A 16,818-nucleotide genomic window follows, 5' to 3' on the forward strand; every position below is an offset into this window, starting at 1 on the left:
CAATCCGGCACCCGCAGGAGTCGTGAGAACACCCGAGGGAGTCACACGAAGAGCGCCACGGCCTCCGCACGGTGACGCTCCGTCCGCTTCCGGCAGCGGACAGCAGGGGCCGGAGCCCAGGCCCGGCCGCCCACCCTAGAGGGCGGCCAGGACTACGGGTTCCGCGACGCGCCGGTTCAAACCCCGTGGCGATCCTCACAGCGTGCGGACCGCCGCGGAGGTCACGCGCCGGCGGCCTTCGCGGCTTCCCGGACGGCGCCGGCGACCGCGCCCGCGACCTTCTCGTTGAAGACGCTGGGGATGATGTAGTTCGGGTTGAGCTCGTCCTCGGTGACCACGTCGGCCAGGGCCTGCGCGGCGGCCAGCATCATCTCGGTGTTGACGGTGTGGGACTGGGCGTCCAGCAGGCCGCGGAAGACGCCGGGGAAGACCAGCACGTTGTTGATCTGGTTGGGGAAGTCGGAGCGGCCGGTGGCCACAACCGCCGCCGTCTGACGGGCGATTGCCGGGTCCACCTCCGGGTCGGGGTTCGCGAGCGCGAACACGATCGCGCCCTCGGCCATCGCGGAGACGTCCTCGGCGCTCAGCACGTTGGGGGCGGAGACGCCGATGAAGACGTCCGCGCCGCGCACGGCCTCCTTGAGCGTGCCGGTGAGGTTCTCCGGGTTGGTGTTGTCGGCGATCCAGCTCAGCGCGGAACCCGGGGCGGCGCCGGCCAGGTCCTCACGGCCGGCGTGCACCACGCCGTGGATGTCGGCCACCACGGCGTTCTTCACCCCGGCGGCCAGCAGCAGTTTGAGGATGGCGGTGCCGGCCGCGCCGGCGCCCGACATGACGACGCGGATGCTCTCGATGGTCTTGCCGGTGACCCGCAGCGCGTTGGTCAGGGCGGCGAGCACCACGATCGCGGTGCCGTGCTGGTCGTCGTGGAAGACGGGGATGTCGAGGGCCTCGCGCAGCCGGGCCTCGATCTCGAAGCAGCGAGGCGCGGAGATGTCCTCGAGGTTGATGCCGGCGAAACCGGGGGCGATCGCCTTGACGATCTCCACGATCGCGTCGGTGTCCTGGGTGTCCAGGCACAGCGGCCAGGCGTCGATGCCGGCGAACCGCTTGAAGAGGGCGGCCTTGCCCTCCATCACGGGCAGCGCGGCCTTGGGGCCGATGTTGCCCAGTCCCAGCACGGCGGACCCGTCCGTCACGACCGCAACGGAGTTGCGCTTGATGGTGAGGCGGCGGGCGTCCTCGGGGTTCTCGGCGATCGCCATGCAGACCCGGGCCACGCCGGGCGTGTAGATCATGGACAGGTCGTCACGGGTGCGGATGGGGTGCTTCGACGCCATCTCGATCTTGCCGCCGAGGTGCATCAGGAACGTACGGTCGGAGACCTTGCCGAGGGTGACGCCCTCGATCTGGCGCAGCTGTTCGACGATCTCGTCGGCGTGGGCGGTGGAGGTGGCCGCGATCGTGACGTCGATCCGGAGCCGCTCGTGGCCCGACGCGGTCACGTCGAGGCCGGTCACCAGGCCTCCGTGGGACTCGACTGCCCCGGTGAGCTGGGACACCGCGGTTCCTCCCGCGGGCACCTCCAGCCGGATGGTCATCGAGTAGGAGACGCTGGGCGCCGTTGCCATGGCCGACTTCCTCTGCTTTTCAACCGTGTCGCGAATCGTGCCGTCCGATCGTCGCACCTACCGCCGAGTACGTGGTAGCCGCCCCGGATTGCGGACGTTTTGTTCATGGCCGTCTGCCGGCAGACGGAAAGAGAGTTCCACCGTACGAGAGGAATCACGGCAACAGAAGAGGCCCCCGTCACATCTCGTGACGAGGACCTCCTGCACGCTCATGACACCGACCCGCCATGCTCGCCTCGCGGCAAGTGGTCGCTCGAAGCGACTAAGGTTGGGCCCGGGGGCTTGGATCGGGCCGGTGCCACGTCCAGGCTAACAAACGGATCGCCCGGGGCCATTCCCATGACCCGGGGATATTTCCCGCACCCCTCCGCGGCGCCGTCCGCTCAGTCCCGCAGCAGGTCGGGGACCCCCTCGGCGTCCGGTTCGTCGCGCTCCGCGGACACCACGGTGAGCTGCTGCGTCGCGCGCGTCAGGGCGACGTAGAGCACCCGCAGGCCGGCCGGGGACTCGTCGGCGATCTCCGCGGGCGAGACGACCACCGTCGCGTCGTACTCCAGGCCCTTGGCCTCCAGGCTGCCGAGCGCCACCACCCGGTCGCCGAGCCCGTCGAGCCAGCGCCGCGCCTCCTCACGCCGCCGCATGGCGACGACCACGCCGACCGTGCCGTCCACCCGCTCCAGCAGCCGGGCGGCCTCGGCGCGCACGGTGGCGCCCAGCGTCTCCCCGGCCACGGCGAAGCGCGGCTCCACGCCGGTGGAGCGCACCGCGCGCGGCGACTCGGAGCCCGGCATGGCGAGGGCGAGGACCTTCGCCGCCAGCCCGGCGATCTCGGCCGGGTTGCGGTAGTTCACGGTGAGCTCGAAGCGGCGGCGCGGACGGGTGCCGAGGGCCTCGTCGCGGGCCTGCGCCGCCTCGTCGGGGTCGGACCAGGAGGACTGGGCGGGGTCGCCGACGATCGTCCAGGTGGCGTGGCGGCCGCGGCGGCCGACCATGCGCCACTGCATCGGCGTGAGGTCCTGCGCCTCGTCGACGATGACGTGCGCGTACTCGACGCGCTCCTGGGCGAGCCGCTCGGCCCGCTCGCGCTGGGTCTCCTCGCGCACCGGCATCAGCTCCTCCAGGCCGGTGAGCTGGTCCAGCGGGTCGATCTCGCGCTTCTTGCGGGGCCGGGCGGGGGCGCCCAGGATCGCCTGGAGCTCGTCCAGCATCGCGATGTCGTGCACGGAGCGCCCGTCCCGCTGGAGGGCGCGCGCCAGCTTGCGCACCTCCCCCGGGTTGAGGATGCGCCGGGCCCAGCGGCCGAGGCGCCGCTCGTCGGCCATGGCGTCCAGGACGGCGGCGGGGGTGAGTTCCGGCCACCAAGCGCCGAGGAAGGCGGTGAAGTCGTCCTCCGAGGTGATGTCCTCGTCGAAGGAGGAGCGCAGCTCGGCGGCGAGCTCGGGGTCGGTGTGCCGGTTGCCGGCGCCGGAGCGCTCCCACAGGGCGTCCAGGAGCAGCTTGCGGGCGCGGGGGCGCAGCAGGTTGACCGGGGCGGTGCCGCCGAGGGCGGTGCGGCGGATGCCCGCCAGTTCCTCCGCCTCCAGCTCCAGGCGCCGGCCAAAGGCGACGACCCGCAGCCGCCGCGGCGAATCGTTCAGCTCCAGGGCGCCGCGCGCGGCCTTCCGCAGCACCTTGAGCATGCGGTACGAGCCCTTGATCCGGGCCACGGCCGGGGAGTCGTACACGGTGGCCTCGGCGCCGTCCACGAGGGAGCCGATGGCGCGGATGGCGACCTGGCCCTCCTCGCCGAGGGACGGCAGCACGCCCTCGGTGTAGGCGACCAGCAGCGGCGTCGGGGAGACGATCAGGATGCCGCCCGCGTAGCGGCGCCGGTCCTGGTAGAGCAGGTAGGCGGCGCGGTGCAGGGCGACGGCGGTCTTGCCGGTGCCGGGGCCGCCCTCGACGTAGGTGACGGAGGCGGCGGGGGCGCGGATCACCAGGTCCTGCTCGGCCTGGATGGACGCGACGATGTCCCGCATGGTGTGCGTACGGGCCTGGCCGAGCGCGGCCATCAGGGCGCCGTCGCCGATCACGGCCAGCTCGCGGCCGTCGAGGGCGGCCGTCAGCTCGGGGCGCATCAGGTCGTCCTCGACGCTCTGCACCCGGCGTCCCTTGGAGCGGATCACCCGGCGCCGCACGACCCGGCCGGGGTCGACCGGGGTGGAGCGGTAGAAGGGCGCCGCGGCGGGCGCCCGCCAGTCGATGACCAGCGGGGCGTAGTCCTCGTCGAGAACGCCGATGCGGCCGATGTGCAGGGTCTCGGCGATGTCGGCCGTGTTGTCGGGGCGGACGGCGCCCTCGGCGGGCTCGACGGCGGTGTACGCGCCGTCCGGGCCCTTCTTGCCGTCCTTGCCGAGCAGCAGGTCGATCCGGCCGAAGAGGAAGTCCTCGTACTCGTGGTGCAGCCGGTTGAGATGGACGCCGGCCCGGAAGACCTGGGCGTCCCGCTCGGCGAGGGCGCCGGGCGTGCCGACGTGGCCGCGCTGGGCGGCGTCGCGCATGAGGAACTCGGCCTCGGAGATCTTCTCCTCGAGGCGCCGGTACACCCGGTCCAGGTGTTCCTGTTCCACACGGATCTCCCGGTCGCGAACGGAGTCGTGAACCGGGACGACCGCGGTTTCCTGTTGAGCCTGAGCGGCCACCGGGCCCCCTTCTGACGTGCTGGGCAGCCGTCAACCGTACGCGAAGGGGACCCCGTGAGGCTACGCGTCGACCTCCACGAGCGTCTTGCCGTCGAAGGTCGCGATCACGAAGTGGTCGATCTGGTTGCGCTCGAAGGCGGCGCCGCCCTGGACGTACAGCGGCTGCTTGCCCTTGTCGGTCGTGGCGTCGGGCAGTCCGTAGCCCTCGCCGGTGACCGCCCAGGAGTTCACCGTCTCGCGCTCGCCGTTCTTGCCGACGGCGATGAGCGAGCACTTCTGTTCGCCCTTGACGTTCTTCAGCTCGGTGACGATCTCGGTGCCCCAGAGCTTGTCCTCCAGGGCCACGGTGGCGGTCACCCCGGTGCCGGGGTCCGTCGCCGTGATCTTCTCGGAGCTCTTGTCGAAGGCGTCCTTGACCGGGTTGGCCGCGAGGGTGCGGCCGGTGTTGCCCCCGCCGCCGCTGCCGCCGTCCCCGCCGCTCGCCGCGACGGCCACGAACGGGCCGCTGACGATCAGCGCGCCGGCCGCGGCGACCATGTAGAAGTTCCGGCGGCGCTTGCGCGCCCGGCGCTCGGCCACCTCGTCGACGAGCTTCTCCACCACGCGCGGCGACGGCTTCGCGGACAGCGACTCGCCGATCGCGGGCGATCCGGCGGCGTCGGGCAGGTCCGCCAGCGCGGCCAGCATCGGTTCCATCCCGGCGAGTTCGTCGAGCTGCTGGGCGCACCACTCGCACGTCGCCAGGTGGGCCTCGAAGGCGGTCGCCTCGGCGTCGTCGAGGATTCCGAGGGCGTAGGCGCCGACGGTCTCGTGCTCGTTCGGCACCGGTGATCCCTCCATGGCACCAGACATACCCGTCCCGCCTGTGCCGAATCCCTGGTTTCCCCCGTACACACTCATCACGCCGTCACCCCCCGCTCCTCCAGAGCCAGCTTCATCGACCGCAGGGCGTAGAACACCCGGGAGCGTACGGTGCCGCTCGGTATGCCGAGTGTCTGGGCCGCCTCATTGACGGTACGCCCCTTGAAGTAGGTCTCGACGAGGACCTCCCGGTGCGCCGGGGTCAGGTCGTCGAGTGCGTCCGACAGCGTCATCAGCCACAGCGCCTTGTCGATCTCGTCCTCCGCGGGGATGACCTCCAGCGGCGACGGATCGACCTCCTGCGGCCGGGCCTGCCGGCTGCGGTGGCCGTCGATGACGATGCGCCGGGCGACCGTCACCAGCCAGGGGCGTACCGAACCGGTCGCCCGATTGAGCTGACCGGCGTTCTTCCAGGCACGGATGAGCGTTTCCTGGACGACGTCCTCGGCGCGCTGCCGGTCTCCGGCGACCAGCCTGAGGACGTACGCCAGCAGGGGTCCTGCGTGCTCGCGGTACAGCGCACGCATCAGCTCCTCGTCAGGTTCCGAGGGCTGTGAAGACATGCGATGTCGGGCCCTCGTTCCACGTTCATTGGCCACGGCCGCATCCTTGCGCACGCCCACCTCCGGTGTCCGGGGGATCCCCCAGTCGGTCGCTCGACAACCGGTACGCACGGGGGGCGTTGGGTGTTCAAAGAGAGACGGCGGTTTTCTCGGGGACGTCACACCGACCGGGACATGAGCGCACATTCCCCCCGCCTCCCCTTCACATTTCCGACACACCGCGGAAGGGAGGTCTCCGACGGGCGGCCACCGGACCCCAACACGGGCGTGACGGAGATCACTTGAGTGATTTTCGGGATCCTCGGCGCGCGAAAACCGCGAAGGGGATAAGGGAGTTCAATCGGGCGCGGGTGGCAGCTGTCCGTTCAGGCGCGGGTGAGGGCTGCCGTGCGCCGGCGGTGGCGGGCCACGCGCTCGCGGTTGCCGCACACCTCGCTGGAGCACCAGCGGCGCCGCCGGCCCCGGGAGGTGTCGACGTACACGATGGGGCAGTTGTCGCCCTCACACTGACGCAGGCTCGCGCGGGCGGCCGGGTCGGTCAGCAGGTCTACCGCGTCCCGCGCCACCGCGCCGAGCAGCGCGTCACGGCCGGGCGGGCCGTCCAGCCGGCGCACCAGCGTCCCGTCCGCGCCCGGGACCGCCCGCGGCGCCGGAGGCGCGGAGCGCGCGAGGTCGTTGACCCGGGCGAGCGCGTGACCGTACGACGGGGAGCCGGGAGCGCGCACCAACGGGACAAGGCACGCGCGCAGTTCGCGGAAGGCGTCCAGCCAGGACGGGCCGGCGTGGGCGAGCGGGGTGCCCTCGGGGACGAGTCCGGCGCCGGTGATCCAGGCCCGCAGCGCGTCGACGGAGCCCAGCCGTTCCCCTGGATGGGTGGTCGCGAGCAGATCCAGGCAGACCCGCCCGGTGTCGAACCTCAGCTCGTAGGACGCCGTGACCGTGCCCAGTGCCATGTCCTGCCACCGCCTAGGTGGGCCCCCGCGCGCGTGGGGGGCCGTGCGCGAACCGGGAAACCGTGCTGTCTCCACAGTGCCCGCCCGCCCCGGCCCCCGGAACCCCTCCCGCCGCCCGCTTTCGGCCCGGCCCTTCCGCCTGGAGGGTTCGGACTCAGACCCCCGCGTCGTACTTGGCGTCCGCCGCCGGGTCGAGGGCGAGGCGGTAGCCGCGTTTGACCACCGTCTGGATCAGCTTCGGGGCGCCCAGGGCCGTGCGCAGGCGGGCCATCGCGGTCTCCACCGCGTGTTCGTCACGGCCGGCGCCCGGGAGCGCGCGCAGCAGGTCCGCGCGGGAGACGACCCAGCCGGGCTTGCGGGACAGCGCCCGCAGCAGGGACATCCCGGCGGGCGGCACGGGCCGCAGCTCGCCGTCGACCAGCACCGCGTGCCCCCGGATCTCCACCCGGTGCCCGGCGACGGGCAACGTGCGGGCACGGGAGGGGAGTTCGCGGCACAGCAGCTGGACAAGCGGGCCCAGGCGGAAGCGTTCGGGCTGCACCGTGCCGACGCCCCGCGCCTGGAGCGGCAGGGCGGTGACCGGTCCGACGCAGGCGGGCAGCACGTCGTGGCCGAGCGCGGCCAGCAGGTCGTCCAGCAGACCCCGCTCCTCGGCGCGGGACAGCAGCGACGCGGCGGCGGGCGCGCTGGTGAAGGTGACCGCGTCCAGGGTGCGGGCGACGACCGCGTCGACCAGGCGGTCCACCGGCCCGATGTCCTCCGGCGGCAGCCACCGGTACACCGGCACGCCCACCACCTCCGCTCCCCCGGCCCGCAGCGACTCCACGAACCCGGGCAGCGGCTCCCCGTGCAGCTGGACGGCGATGCGCAGGCCGTCCACGCCCTCCTCGAGGAGCCGGTCCAGCACCTCCGCCATCGACTCCGAGGCCGGCGACCACTCCTCGGTCAGACCGGCCGCCCGGATCGCGCCCTTCACCTTGGGCCCGCGCGCCAGGATCCGCACCTCGCGCAGCCGCTCCACCAGGTCCTCGCCGAGCCCCCAGCCGTCGGCGGCCTCCACCCAGCCGCGGAACCCGATGGCGGTGGTGGCGACCGCGATGTCCGGGGCCCGACCGATGATCTCCTTGGTGGCGGCCAGCAGCTCGCTGTCGTCGGAGAGCGGCACGATCCGCAGCGCCGGGGCGTGCAGCACCGCCGCGCCGCGCCGCTCCAGCAGCGCGCCCAGCTCGTCGGCCCGGCGCGCCGCGGTCACGCCCACGGTGAACCCCGCGAGGGGGCCGTGCTCCGGTGACTGCTCTCGTTCGTCGTACATCACTCTCGTCCCGGCTCGAGTCGGCGTCCTGCACGGAGGTGCGGCTCCACGTCCGTGCCGAGCGAGCCTGTCAACCAACCATGACAGGCTCGGTTCGGCTTCATGTCACCAGTGTTACGTCACCCGCCGTCACACCTCGGCGTAGCTGAGCTGCGGCTTCTCCTCCGTGGCGGGGGCCGCTCCGGCCGGGCGGGCGGCGGGCCGGCGAAGGTATACCGCCCATGTGACCGCGAAACAGACCGCGTAGCAGGCGAGGAACGCCACGAACGCGCCGGTGCCGGAGCCGTAGGAGAGGAAGGACTGGCGGAAGGCCAGGTTGATGCCGACGCCGCCGAGCGCGCCCACCGCGCCGATCAGCCCCATGGACGCCCCGGACAGCCGCCGCCCGTACCCGGCCGCCGCCTCCCCTTCGAGGCCCAGCGCGTGCGCCTTGGCCTGGAAGATGCCGGGGATCATCTTGTACGTCGACCCGTTGCCGAGGCCGGTCAGCACGAACAGCACCACGAAGGCGACGGTGAACAGCGCCAGCGACTCCCGCATGGAGGCGACGATCAGCACGGAGGTCGCCGCGCCCATGGCGACGAAGTTCCACAGCGTGATCCGCGCGCCGCCGTACCGGTCGGCGAGCGAGCCGCCCACCGGGCGGATCAGGGAGCCGAGCAGCGGACCGATGAAGGTGACGTAGGCGGCTTCGAGCGGGGTGCGGTCGAACTGGCTCTGCAGCACCTGCCCGAAGGCGAAGCTGTAGCCGATGAACGAGCCGAAGGTGCCGATGTAGAGGAAGGACATGATCCAGGTGTGCGCCTCCCTGGCGGCGTCCTTGGCGGCGCCGGTGTCGTTCTTCACCGAGGCGAGGTTGTCCATGTAGGACGCGGCGAGCACGGCGGCGACGACGATCAGCGGGATGTAGATGCCGAGCAGCACGCGCGGCCCGCCGCTCGCCCCGATGATCGCGAGGGCGGCGAGCTGGATCACCGGGACGCCGATGTTGCCGCCGCCGGCGTTCAGCCCGAGCGCCCAGCCCTTCTTCCTGAGCGGGAAGAAGGCGTTGATGTTGGTCATGGAGGACGCGAAGTTGCCGCCGCCGATACCGGCCAGCAGGCCGACGAGGAGGAAGGTGGAGAAGGACGTCCCCGGCTCCATCACGGCGAACGCGGCGACGGTGGGCACGAGCAGCAGCGCCGCGCTGATCACCGTCCAGTTCCGACCGCCGAAGATCGCGACGGCGAAGGTGTACGGCACCCGGACCACGGCGCCGACCAGCGTGACCAGCGACGTCAGCAGGAACTTGTCGGCGGGCGTCAGCCCGTACTCCGGTCCCATGAAGAGCACCAGCACGGACCACATGGTCCAGACGGAGAAGCCGATGTGCTCGGACAGGACGGAGAAGACGAGATTGCGGCGGGCGATCCGCTCTCCGGTGCGGTTCCAGAAGGTCTCGTCCTCCGGGTCCCACTGCTGGATCCAACGGCCGCTGCGGGCTGTCATGGGGCCTCCACTGCTCTCCGGGGCGCGGCGGTGCCGCGAGGGCTGATCCCGAAGGTAGGGAGGGAGCGTTTCCGGCCTGTGGCACGCGGTGACCGGCAGGGAACGTTGCTCTCACCCCCGCCGGGGGCGGGGTGAGAGAAGTCCGTCACCGGTCACCGACGGCGCGGTGAGGGTCAGTGCTGCGGGGGCTGCCCGTAGGGGCCGGGCGCCTGCTGCGGCGGAACGCCGTACGGACCCGGCTGGCCGTAGGCGGGCGGCTGCGGGGCGTACGGGCCGGGCTGCGCGTACCCCGGGGCGGGCTGCTGCTGCGGGAACGGCTGGCCGTACGCCGGAGGCTGCGGGGCGTATTCCGGGGCGGGCTGCTGCTGCGGGAACGGCGGCGCGCCCTGGGCCTGCGCGCCGTACGGCCCGTACGGGCCGGCCCCGTACGGGGTGCCGGAGCCCGGCGGCAGGTAGCGCACCCGGCCCGTCTCGTCCGCCACCGGTGCGAAACCGGCCGCCTGGAGCCGCGCCGCGAACTTGGCGTTGCGCTTGCGGGTGACGACGAACCCGATGCCGAAGACCGCCATGAGGGCCAGCCAGATGATCCCCGCGATCACGAAGTCGTCCGAGGTGCCGCCCAGCCGGTAGGCGATGATCACGGAGCCGATGGAGACGCCGATCGCGCCGTAGCCCATGCGCTTCTCGGCGCTCTTGCCCGTGAGGTCGAAGTTGATCCGCGCCTTGAGCAGTTCGAACGCGTCCGGCACGAGCGGCGGCACGGAGACGCCGTCGTGGGCGTTGGGGTACTGCGCCCAGTTCTGCGCGGCGCGGGCCCGCGCCTGCGGGCTGGGGTCGGGCACGATCAGCATCTTCAGCTGGCTGTTGTTCCCGCCGCCCTGCCGGACGTCGGCGTACTCGTAGCCGAACTGCTGGGCGACGAAGGCGAGTCGGGCGAGTTTCTTCACGGATGCCATGGGGCTGGTGAGCTCCACCGGCTCCCCGCTCGCCATCAACCGCAGCATCTTCTGCGTCTGCCGCTTGCTCATTCGCCCCGCGCCCCCTGGCCCACCGTTCACTTCAGCAACAGGGGCAGTGTGGCACGCCCGCCCACCTCACACCACGGGGGCTGCGGTTTCCTGGACGCGGAGACACAGGTGGCCAAGTACCGAGCCGTAAGTCCAGGAATTCCGCATGCGCGTCAAGCGGCTTTGTCGTGCGGGGTGAGGCTGATGGTCAGGTCGGCTCCGAGAGCCTGAGCCAGGCGGCGCAGGAGGGGAAGCGTGGGCACGGTCCCGCCGCCCTCGAAGCGGGAGATCTGCGGCTGTTTCATCCCGCACCGCTCGGCCAGCTCGGCCTGGGACAGCCCGAGCTCGATGCGCCGGTCGTGGACGAGTTGCCCGAGCTCACGGGCGAGCGCGGAAGGCGGGTCCTGCATGGCTGCTCCCCCTCTCAGGCCGCTGGGGCGACGATGGTGACGGTGGGCTCGTCTCCGCCGGCGAGGTGCACGTCAACCGTGAGGTCCAGTGCGCGGGCCAGGCGCATGATGACCGCGATGGGCGGCAGCTCGGTGGCCGTCTCGATGCCTTCGATGTCATCGACGTCGACGTGCATGCGCTCGGCGAGGTCGGCCTCGCTCAGGCCCAGCTGCTTGCGCCGGTTGTAGACGGCTTTACCCAACGTCATGGCGAGCCCGGCCTCTTCGTAGACCCGGTCGTACTCGGGGTCGGTGTCCAGGTGTTCGCCCAACAGCCGGCGGTGGCGACGGGTCCTCCATTCGCTGTGGTTCATCGGTTCTCCTTGAGGTTGCGGCTGTAGAGGTCGTGCTCGGCGGCGGCTTCGTGCTCTGCCTCGCACAATCGCTGTGCGTCGTGGGCGCGGTCCACTTCGGCCTGCTCGCGCATCTTGGTCTTACGAAACACAGTGAGCAGCACGACACGTCGGCCGGGCGCCAGCCAGTAGGTGATCCGCTGATGGGCATCGCCGAGGCGGAAGCGCAGCTCGCGGAGCTTGCCGCCCAAATGGCGGGAGTGCGGTTCGTCGAGCGTGGTGGGCTGCTCGGCGAGCAGGTCGGCGACGCGTTCGGCCTGCTTGTAGTGATGGGCGGGAATGGTCTCCAGCCACAGCCGCACCTCCGGCTCGATCTCGATCGAGTAGCGCCCGCCGTCCATAGCGCCGATGGTATATGACACGGCGGGCGAGAGCGCGACTTCGCAGTTCAGGTCGTATGCCGTTGCCGCGATCGCAGCCACTCCGGCGTCGTGTCCGCGTCTACGGCGTCACCCGCGAAGACGTTGTCGTCCGCGTCGGCGGCAGACTCCGGGTCTACCCCGGCGATGGGGCTCCGCCAACATCTACCTGCTCATCGGGGATGAACCGGCAGCGGCGCGGGTGAACGGACGGAGGGGCCGTCGGACGTGTCGTCCGACGGCCCCTCCACTCTCGGTGCCTCAGCAAACCTGGCGATCAGCTCCGGTGTGCCCCCGCCCTCGGGCGAGAACTCTTGCTTCCGTCCGGCCACAGCTGCGGCCTGCGCTTCGCCGCCACGTCCTCCATCCAGCCGAACCAGACGACGCAGCTGCCGATCAGCACCCAGGTCAGGGCCAGCACCGGCCACGAACTCTCCAGCAGCCAGGGCACGTTCTCGTACATCACGTCGAAGCCCCACAGCTGGTCCCAGAGCGTGGCCGCGACGACGATGCAGACGTTGTGCCACAGGTAGATCGTCACGGCTCGCGAGTTCAGCAGGGTGATCGCCTTGTCCCACCGGCGCAGCCAGCTCGGCCAGTCGGTCCACGAGGGGCTCAGGTGCAGCAGCAGGAGCACCGTCGCGAAGGACCACACCGCCTGGGCGAAGGGAATGGAGTCGAGGTCGTACCCCGTCTTGAACCCTTCCCTGAAGGCGTACCAGAGTCCCAGTGCCGCGATCACCGGCGCCACCGAGGGCACGATGTAGCGCGGGAGACGCTTCAGGATGCCTTCCTGGTGGGCCATGCCCAGGATCCAGCAGGCGCCGAAGGTGCTGAAGTCGGTGAGGGCCGAGGGGAACCGCTCACCGGGGAGTTCGAGGTAACCGAAGTGGAGCGCGGCCGAGAGCGCGAGCGGAGCCAGGAGCGTCACCCAGGGCAGGGCGCGAAGGGCACGCAGGAGGAGCGGGGAGAGCAGGACGTACCAGAGGTACGCGCGGATGTACCACAGCGGACCCGCGAAGTCGGCGGCCCAGTTCTCCGCCAGGATGCCGTGCACACCGGGGAGCCCTTCGCCGTAAGGCGGATCGCTCAGCGGCAGGATCCAGTAGACGAGGTGGAACCACCACCAGCCCGGGTGCCCGTCGGCGTCGGGTCCCCAGCCCTGGAGCACCATCGCCGTCACGCCGATCGCGCCCATCAGCCACAGCGGCGGCAGCAGGCGGCGCATCCGGCTCCGCACGACCTGGACGGCCGGGCGCTTCAGGGAACGCGCCATGAGGTTGCCGGCGAGGGCGAACATCACACCCATGGACGGGAAGACCACGGGCAGCCACGCCCAGCCCATCAGGTGGTACAGCACCACCCGGAAGAGGGCCACCGCGCGCAGGAAGTCGAAGTACCGGTCCCGGCCCGGCTTCGTCGGAGCGGCCGAGGTTTCCTCCGGAGCCGGCTCCACCGCCGCCGGTTCCGTCGTGTGCTGCCGCGGGAACGGATGCGCCGGCTCCGGAGCCACGCCCGCGGGGGCGCCGTACGGGGTCGGGAAAACGGGGCCGGCCGGGTCCGGGACCGGACCGGCGCCGGACGGGTGTCCGTGGGTCATGCCACCGGCCTCCGGTCGTCGTTGTACACCTGGCCGCCCTGCACGGTCCCGTTCACGGGCGCCCCGACGACGCCGGTGCGGCGCAGCTTCTGCCAGCGCAGCCGGCCGCCGGTGAGCGCCGTGATCCAGGACTGGAGCAGCACGACGTACATGAGCTGGCGGTACAGGATCTGCTGGAGCGGCAGCGAGATCAGATGGGTCATGCGTTCCTTGTCGAGGCGGAACGCGTACGCGGCGCACACCGCCTGGATGGCCAGGACGCCCAGCCACGCCAGGATCGTCTGCTGGGTCGGCCCGAAGACCAGGCCGTACAGCAGGAAGACGTCGATCAGCGGGGCCACGATCATGAACAGGGAGACGAAGGGCAGGCCCACCCGCCCGAAGCGGCCGGAGGGGCCCTTGTCGACGAGGGCGCGGCGGTGCTTCCAGATGGCCTGCATGGTGCCGTAGGACCAGCGGTAACGCTGGGACCAGAGCTGCTGCACGGTCTCCGGGGCCTCGGTCCAGGCGCGGGCGTTCTCCGCGTAGACCACGCGCCAGCCGGCGCGGTGCAGCGCCATGGTGACGTCGGTGTCCTCGGCGAGCGTGTCGTCGCTCATGCCGCCGATGGGCTCCAGCGCCGACTTCCGGAAGGCGCCGACGGCGCCCGGGATGGTCGGCATGCAGCGCAGGATGTCGTACATCCGGCGGTCCAGGTTGAAGCCCATCACGTACTCGATGTGCTGCCAGGCGCCGATGAGGCTGTCCTTGTTGCCGACCTTGGCGTTGCCAGCGACGGCGCCGACCCTCGGGTCGCCGAAGGGCTGGACGAGCTCGCGGACGGTGGACGGCTCGAAGACCGTGTCGCCGTCCATCATCACGACGATGCCGTAGCGGGCGTTGGCCAGACCCCGGTTGAGGGCGGCGGGCTTGCCCGCGTTGAGCTGGCGGATGACCCGGACGTTGGGCAGGCCCATCGCCTCGACGATGCGGGCGGTGCCGTCGGTGGACCCGTCGTCGATGACCAGCACCTCGATCGGATGGTCGCTGGCCATCAGGGAGGTGACGGTGTTCTCGATGCACTTGGCCTCGTTGTACGCCGGGACCAGCACCGTGACCGGCTCGGTGACCGGCGGGCCCCAGCGGAAGCCCTTGCGGCGCACCCGGCGGGCGTGGGCGCCGGACAGCAGCAGCATCAGCACGAAGCGGGCGATGACCAGGGTGCCGATGACGGCCAGGCCGACCACCAGCACGTCGGTGATCTTCTCGGAGGCCTGCACCAGGAAGATCCAGGCCTTGCCCTTCCACAGCTCGGGCCCGGTGACCGGGCTGTGCGCGCTGGGGGCGTCCAGGGCCTCGGTCAGGTTGTCGAACTCGTAGCCCTTGTCCTTCAGGTCGGGCAGGAACCGGTCGAGCGCGGCCACAGTCTGGCTGCGGTCGCCGCCGGAGTCGTGCATGAGGACGATGGCGCCCTTGCCGTTCTCCGGGGTGGCGCGGCGGATGATCTCGTCGACGCCGGGCCGCTTCCAGTCCTCGCTGTCGGTGTTGTTCACGACGGTGAGGTAGCCGCGGCTGCCGATGTATTTGGTGACCGGCCAGGACTCGTTGTCCATGGCGGCGGAGAAGGACGAGTAGGGCGGGCGGAACAGCGAGGTGCGGATGCCGGCCGCGCCGGTGAGGGCGAGCTGGTTCTGCGACAGCTCCCAGTCGATGCGCTTCGTGGACTGCAGCGACAGGTCGGGGTGGTTGAAGGTGTGCAGACCGAGCTCGTGGCCCTCGTCGACCATGCGCTGGACAAGGTCCGGGTGGCGGGAGGCCATGGTGCCGGTGACGAAGAAGACGGCGTGCGCGTCGTGCTTCTTCAGCACGTCGAGCACCTTCGGCGTCCAGGTGGGGTCCGGGCCGTCGTCGAAGGTGAGCACCAGCCGGCGGTCGGGGACGCTGAGGGTGGCGGCCTTGCCCGTGCGGGCGTCGATCACCGGGCCCCCCTCGAGTATCTCCTTGGGCACCTCGGTGGTGGGCGCCGGGTCCTGCACCCGGTGGTCGGCGAGGATCTCGCTGTGCACGTAGCCGCGGAGCATCAGCATGGCGGCGAGGGCGACCAGGACGAGCAGCGGCAGCGCAAGGCGCAGGGGGATGCGACGGCGCAGTGCGCCGCGCCGGTCCGGGCGGGGCGCCCGGCGGCGGTGGGACGGGGGTGCCATCAGAGGACGTTCTCCGGGGACGGTGCGGCCGGGGCGGAGTCGTCGCCCGCGGCGGGTTCGGCGGCGACCGGGCGGTCGGCGGAGGGAGCGGACAGGCTGTCGGTGCCGTCGGCCTGGCCGCCGCCGGTGGGGTCGGACGTCGCGGGGGGAGCCGTGTCGTCCGGGGTGATCGGCGTCGTGGGCTGAGTGGCGGTGCCGCCTCCGGCCGGGGGCGTCTCGACGGCGGTCCCGCCGCCTCCGTCGCCGCCGCCGGTGGCCGGCTGGGAGCTGGCGCGGTCCGCCGGACTGGTCGCCGGGGAGCCGCCCTCCGGCTGCCGCACCGTGCCGCCGGTGCCGCCCGCCGCGGGGGCGGAGGCGCCGGGCCCGGGCAGGTCGGAGGCGCCCGGGGTGGGCGTGCCGAGGCCCGGGTCGAGGCTGGTGCCGGAGCTGGGCACGGGGTCGGTCGCGGAGGGCCCGGGCGTGGTCTCGACCTGCTCGGCCGGCTTGCCCTCCTGGCCGGGAACGGGCATCCACGGGGCGTCGGAGTTGCCGGACAGCAGGGTGGCGACCATGACGACGGCGTAGCCCGCGCAGGCGAGGCCGACGGCCAGGCCGATGCGGCGGTAGAGCCGGTTGCGGCGGCCCGACTCGTCGACGAACACGGGGGCCGCCTCGGGCGCCGCGCCCGCTCCGGGTGTACGGCGCAGCACCGCGCCGGCGCCGATCTGCACGGCGTCGAGCTGGACCGTCACCTCGTGCGGGTCGTGGGTGGCCTCGTGGGTGCCGGGCTCCTCCTGCCACGGGTCGCGGACGGCGGTGCCGGCGTCGCCGGGGACCGCGGCGTCCACGGCGGGGATCCGGGCGGTGGCGCCGGCGTCCGGCGCCACCGCGGCCGGGCGCGGCACGCGCAGGGCGGTGGTGCGCTCGGAGTCGTAGGCGTCGTCGGCGGTCCGGCGGGCCGCGGGCGGCTTGCCGAAGGCGTCGAAGCGGTCGCGGCCGGCGGGTGCGGCGGGCGCGGGCGGCTTGCCGAACGCGTCGAAGCGGGCACGGCCCGCGGACGCGGCGGGGCCGTCGGCGCGCCGGGTACCGCCGGCCGGGCCGGGGCGGGAGGGCGGAGCCGGGCGGCCGCCCACCTCGGGCAGCACCTGCGTGCGGTCCTCGCCGGGCCGGGGCGCGCCGGACGGGCGGGGGCGGCCGCCCGTCCCGGGCAGGCCCTCGGTCCTGTCGTCGCTCCCGATCGGGGGCAGCACCTGGGTGCGGTCGTCGTCCCCGGCGTTCCCGGCGTTCCCGGCGTTCCCGCCGTTCCCGGACGGGAGGACACCGAGACGCGCCCAGCGTTCGTCCAGGGAATCGGAACCGGAACCGAGGCTCTCCGCGCCGTCTCTCACGCCGGGTTCGC

Annotated in this window: 14 protein-coding genes; all 14 read right to left on the bottom strand. The window is 72.3% G+C overall.

The features are described 5' to 3' along the window. Window positions 1-221 precede the first annotated feature (221 nt). The 14 genes from ACP7TJ_RS12250 to ACP7TJ_RS12315 all read right to left on the bottom strand — a co-directional run bounded on the left by ACP7TJ_RS12250 (window position 222) and on the right by ACP7TJ_RS12315 (window position 16,807). Window positions 222-1,631 (bottom strand): NAD-dependent malic enzyme, encoded by a 1,410-nt coding sequence (locus ACP7TJ_RS12250; protein WP_093767091.1) that lies wholly within the window; start codon window positions 1,629-1,631, stop codon window positions 222-224. A 383-nt stretch (window positions 1,632-2,014) separates the two neighbouring features. After that, window positions 2,015-4,312: a HelD family protein gene (locus tag ACP7TJ_RS12255; RefSeq protein WP_266397595.1), complete on the bottom strand. Its 2,298-nt coding sequence runs from the start codon at window positions 4,310-4,312 to the stop codon at window positions 2,015-2,017. Window positions 4,313-4,372: 60 nt separating this feature from the next. Continuing rightward, entirely contained in the window at window positions 4,373-5,137 is a 765-nt protein-coding gene (locus ACP7TJ_RS12260) for an anti-sigma factor family protein (RefSeq protein ID WP_093767089.1), read from the bottom strand. Between the two features lie 74 nt (window positions 5,138-5,211). After that, a complete protein-coding gene (locus ACP7TJ_RS12265) occupies window positions 5,212-5,796 on the bottom strand; it encodes a sigma-70 family RNA polymerase sigma factor (RefSeq protein WP_078492847.1) in 585 nt (194 codons plus the stop codon). A 305-nt stretch (window positions 5,797-6,101) separates the two neighbouring features. Next, window positions 6,102-6,689: a CGNR zinc finger domain-containing protein gene (locus ACP7TJ_RS12270; RefSeq protein WP_189912466.1), complete on the bottom strand. Its 588-nt coding sequence runs from the start codon at window positions 6,687-6,689 to the stop codon at window positions 6,102-6,104. Between the two features lie 154 nt (window positions 6,690-6,843). Next, window positions 6,844-8,001 (bottom strand): uroporphyrinogen-III synthase, encoded by a 1,158-nt coding sequence (locus tag ACP7TJ_RS12275; RefSeq protein WP_266397600.1) that lies wholly within the window; start codon window positions 7,999-8,001, stop codon window positions 6,844-6,846. Between the two features lie 129 nt (window positions 8,002-8,130). Then, window positions 8,131-9,489 (bottom strand): nitrate/nitrite transporter, encoded by a 1,359-nt coding sequence (locus ACP7TJ_RS12280; protein ID WP_266397603.1) that lies wholly within the window; start codon window positions 9,487-9,489, stop codon window positions 8,131-8,133. A 173-nt stretch (window positions 9,490-9,662) separates the two neighbouring features. Further along, window positions 9,663-10,517, bottom strand: coding sequence for a hypothetical protein (locus ACP7TJ_RS12285; RefSeq protein WP_427763134.1), 855 nt, complete (start codon window positions 10,515-10,517; stop codon window positions 9,663-9,665). A gap of 152 nt (window positions 10,518-10,669) precedes the next feature. Next, on the bottom strand, window positions 10,670-10,906 hold the full coding sequence (locus tag ACP7TJ_RS12290) for a helix-turn-helix domain-containing protein (RefSeq protein ID WP_164313931.1): 237 nt from the start codon (window positions 10,904-10,906) through the stop codon (window positions 10,670-10,672). Between the two features lie 14 nt (window positions 10,907-10,920). Next, window positions 10,921-11,259, bottom strand: a complete 339-nt coding sequence (locus tag ACP7TJ_RS12295; RefSeq protein WP_266397609.1) for a helix-turn-helix domain-containing protein — start codon at window positions 11,257-11,259, stop codon at window positions 10,921-10,923. Next, window positions 11,256-11,639, bottom strand: a complete 384-nt coding sequence (locus ACP7TJ_RS12300) for a type II toxin-antitoxin system RelE/ParE family toxin (protein ID WP_266397611.1) — start codon at window positions 11,637-11,639, stop codon at window positions 11,256-11,258. The genes ACP7TJ_RS12295 and ACP7TJ_RS12300 overlap by 4 nt, the downstream gene beginning before the upstream one ends. Before the next feature lie 295 nt (window positions 11,640-11,934). Beyond that, window positions 11,935-13,257: an acyltransferase family protein gene (locus ACP7TJ_RS12305; protein WP_427763137.1), complete on the bottom strand. Its 1,323-nt coding sequence runs from the start codon at window positions 13,255-13,257 to the stop codon at window positions 11,935-11,937. After that, window positions 13,254-15,440, bottom strand: coding sequence for a polysaccharide deacetylase family protein (locus ACP7TJ_RS12310; protein WP_427763139.1), 2,187 nt, complete (start codon window positions 15,438-15,440; stop codon window positions 13,254-13,256). The genes ACP7TJ_RS12305 and ACP7TJ_RS12310 overlap by 4 nt, the downstream gene beginning before the upstream one ends. Then, a complete protein-coding gene (locus ACP7TJ_RS12315) occupies window positions 15,440-16,807 on the bottom strand; it encodes a hypothetical protein (protein ID WP_427763141.1) in 1,368 nt (455 codons plus the stop codon). The genes ACP7TJ_RS12310 and ACP7TJ_RS12315 overlap by 1 nt, the downstream gene beginning before the upstream one ends. Window positions 16,808-16,818 lie beyond the last annotated feature (11 nt).

Origin of the sequence: Streptomyces sp. DSM 41931 (assembly GCF_050271085.1) — a bacterium.
Taxonomy (GTDB): Bacteria; Actinomycetota; Actinomycetes; order Streptomycetales; family Streptomycetaceae; genus Streptomyces; species Streptomyces albogriseolus.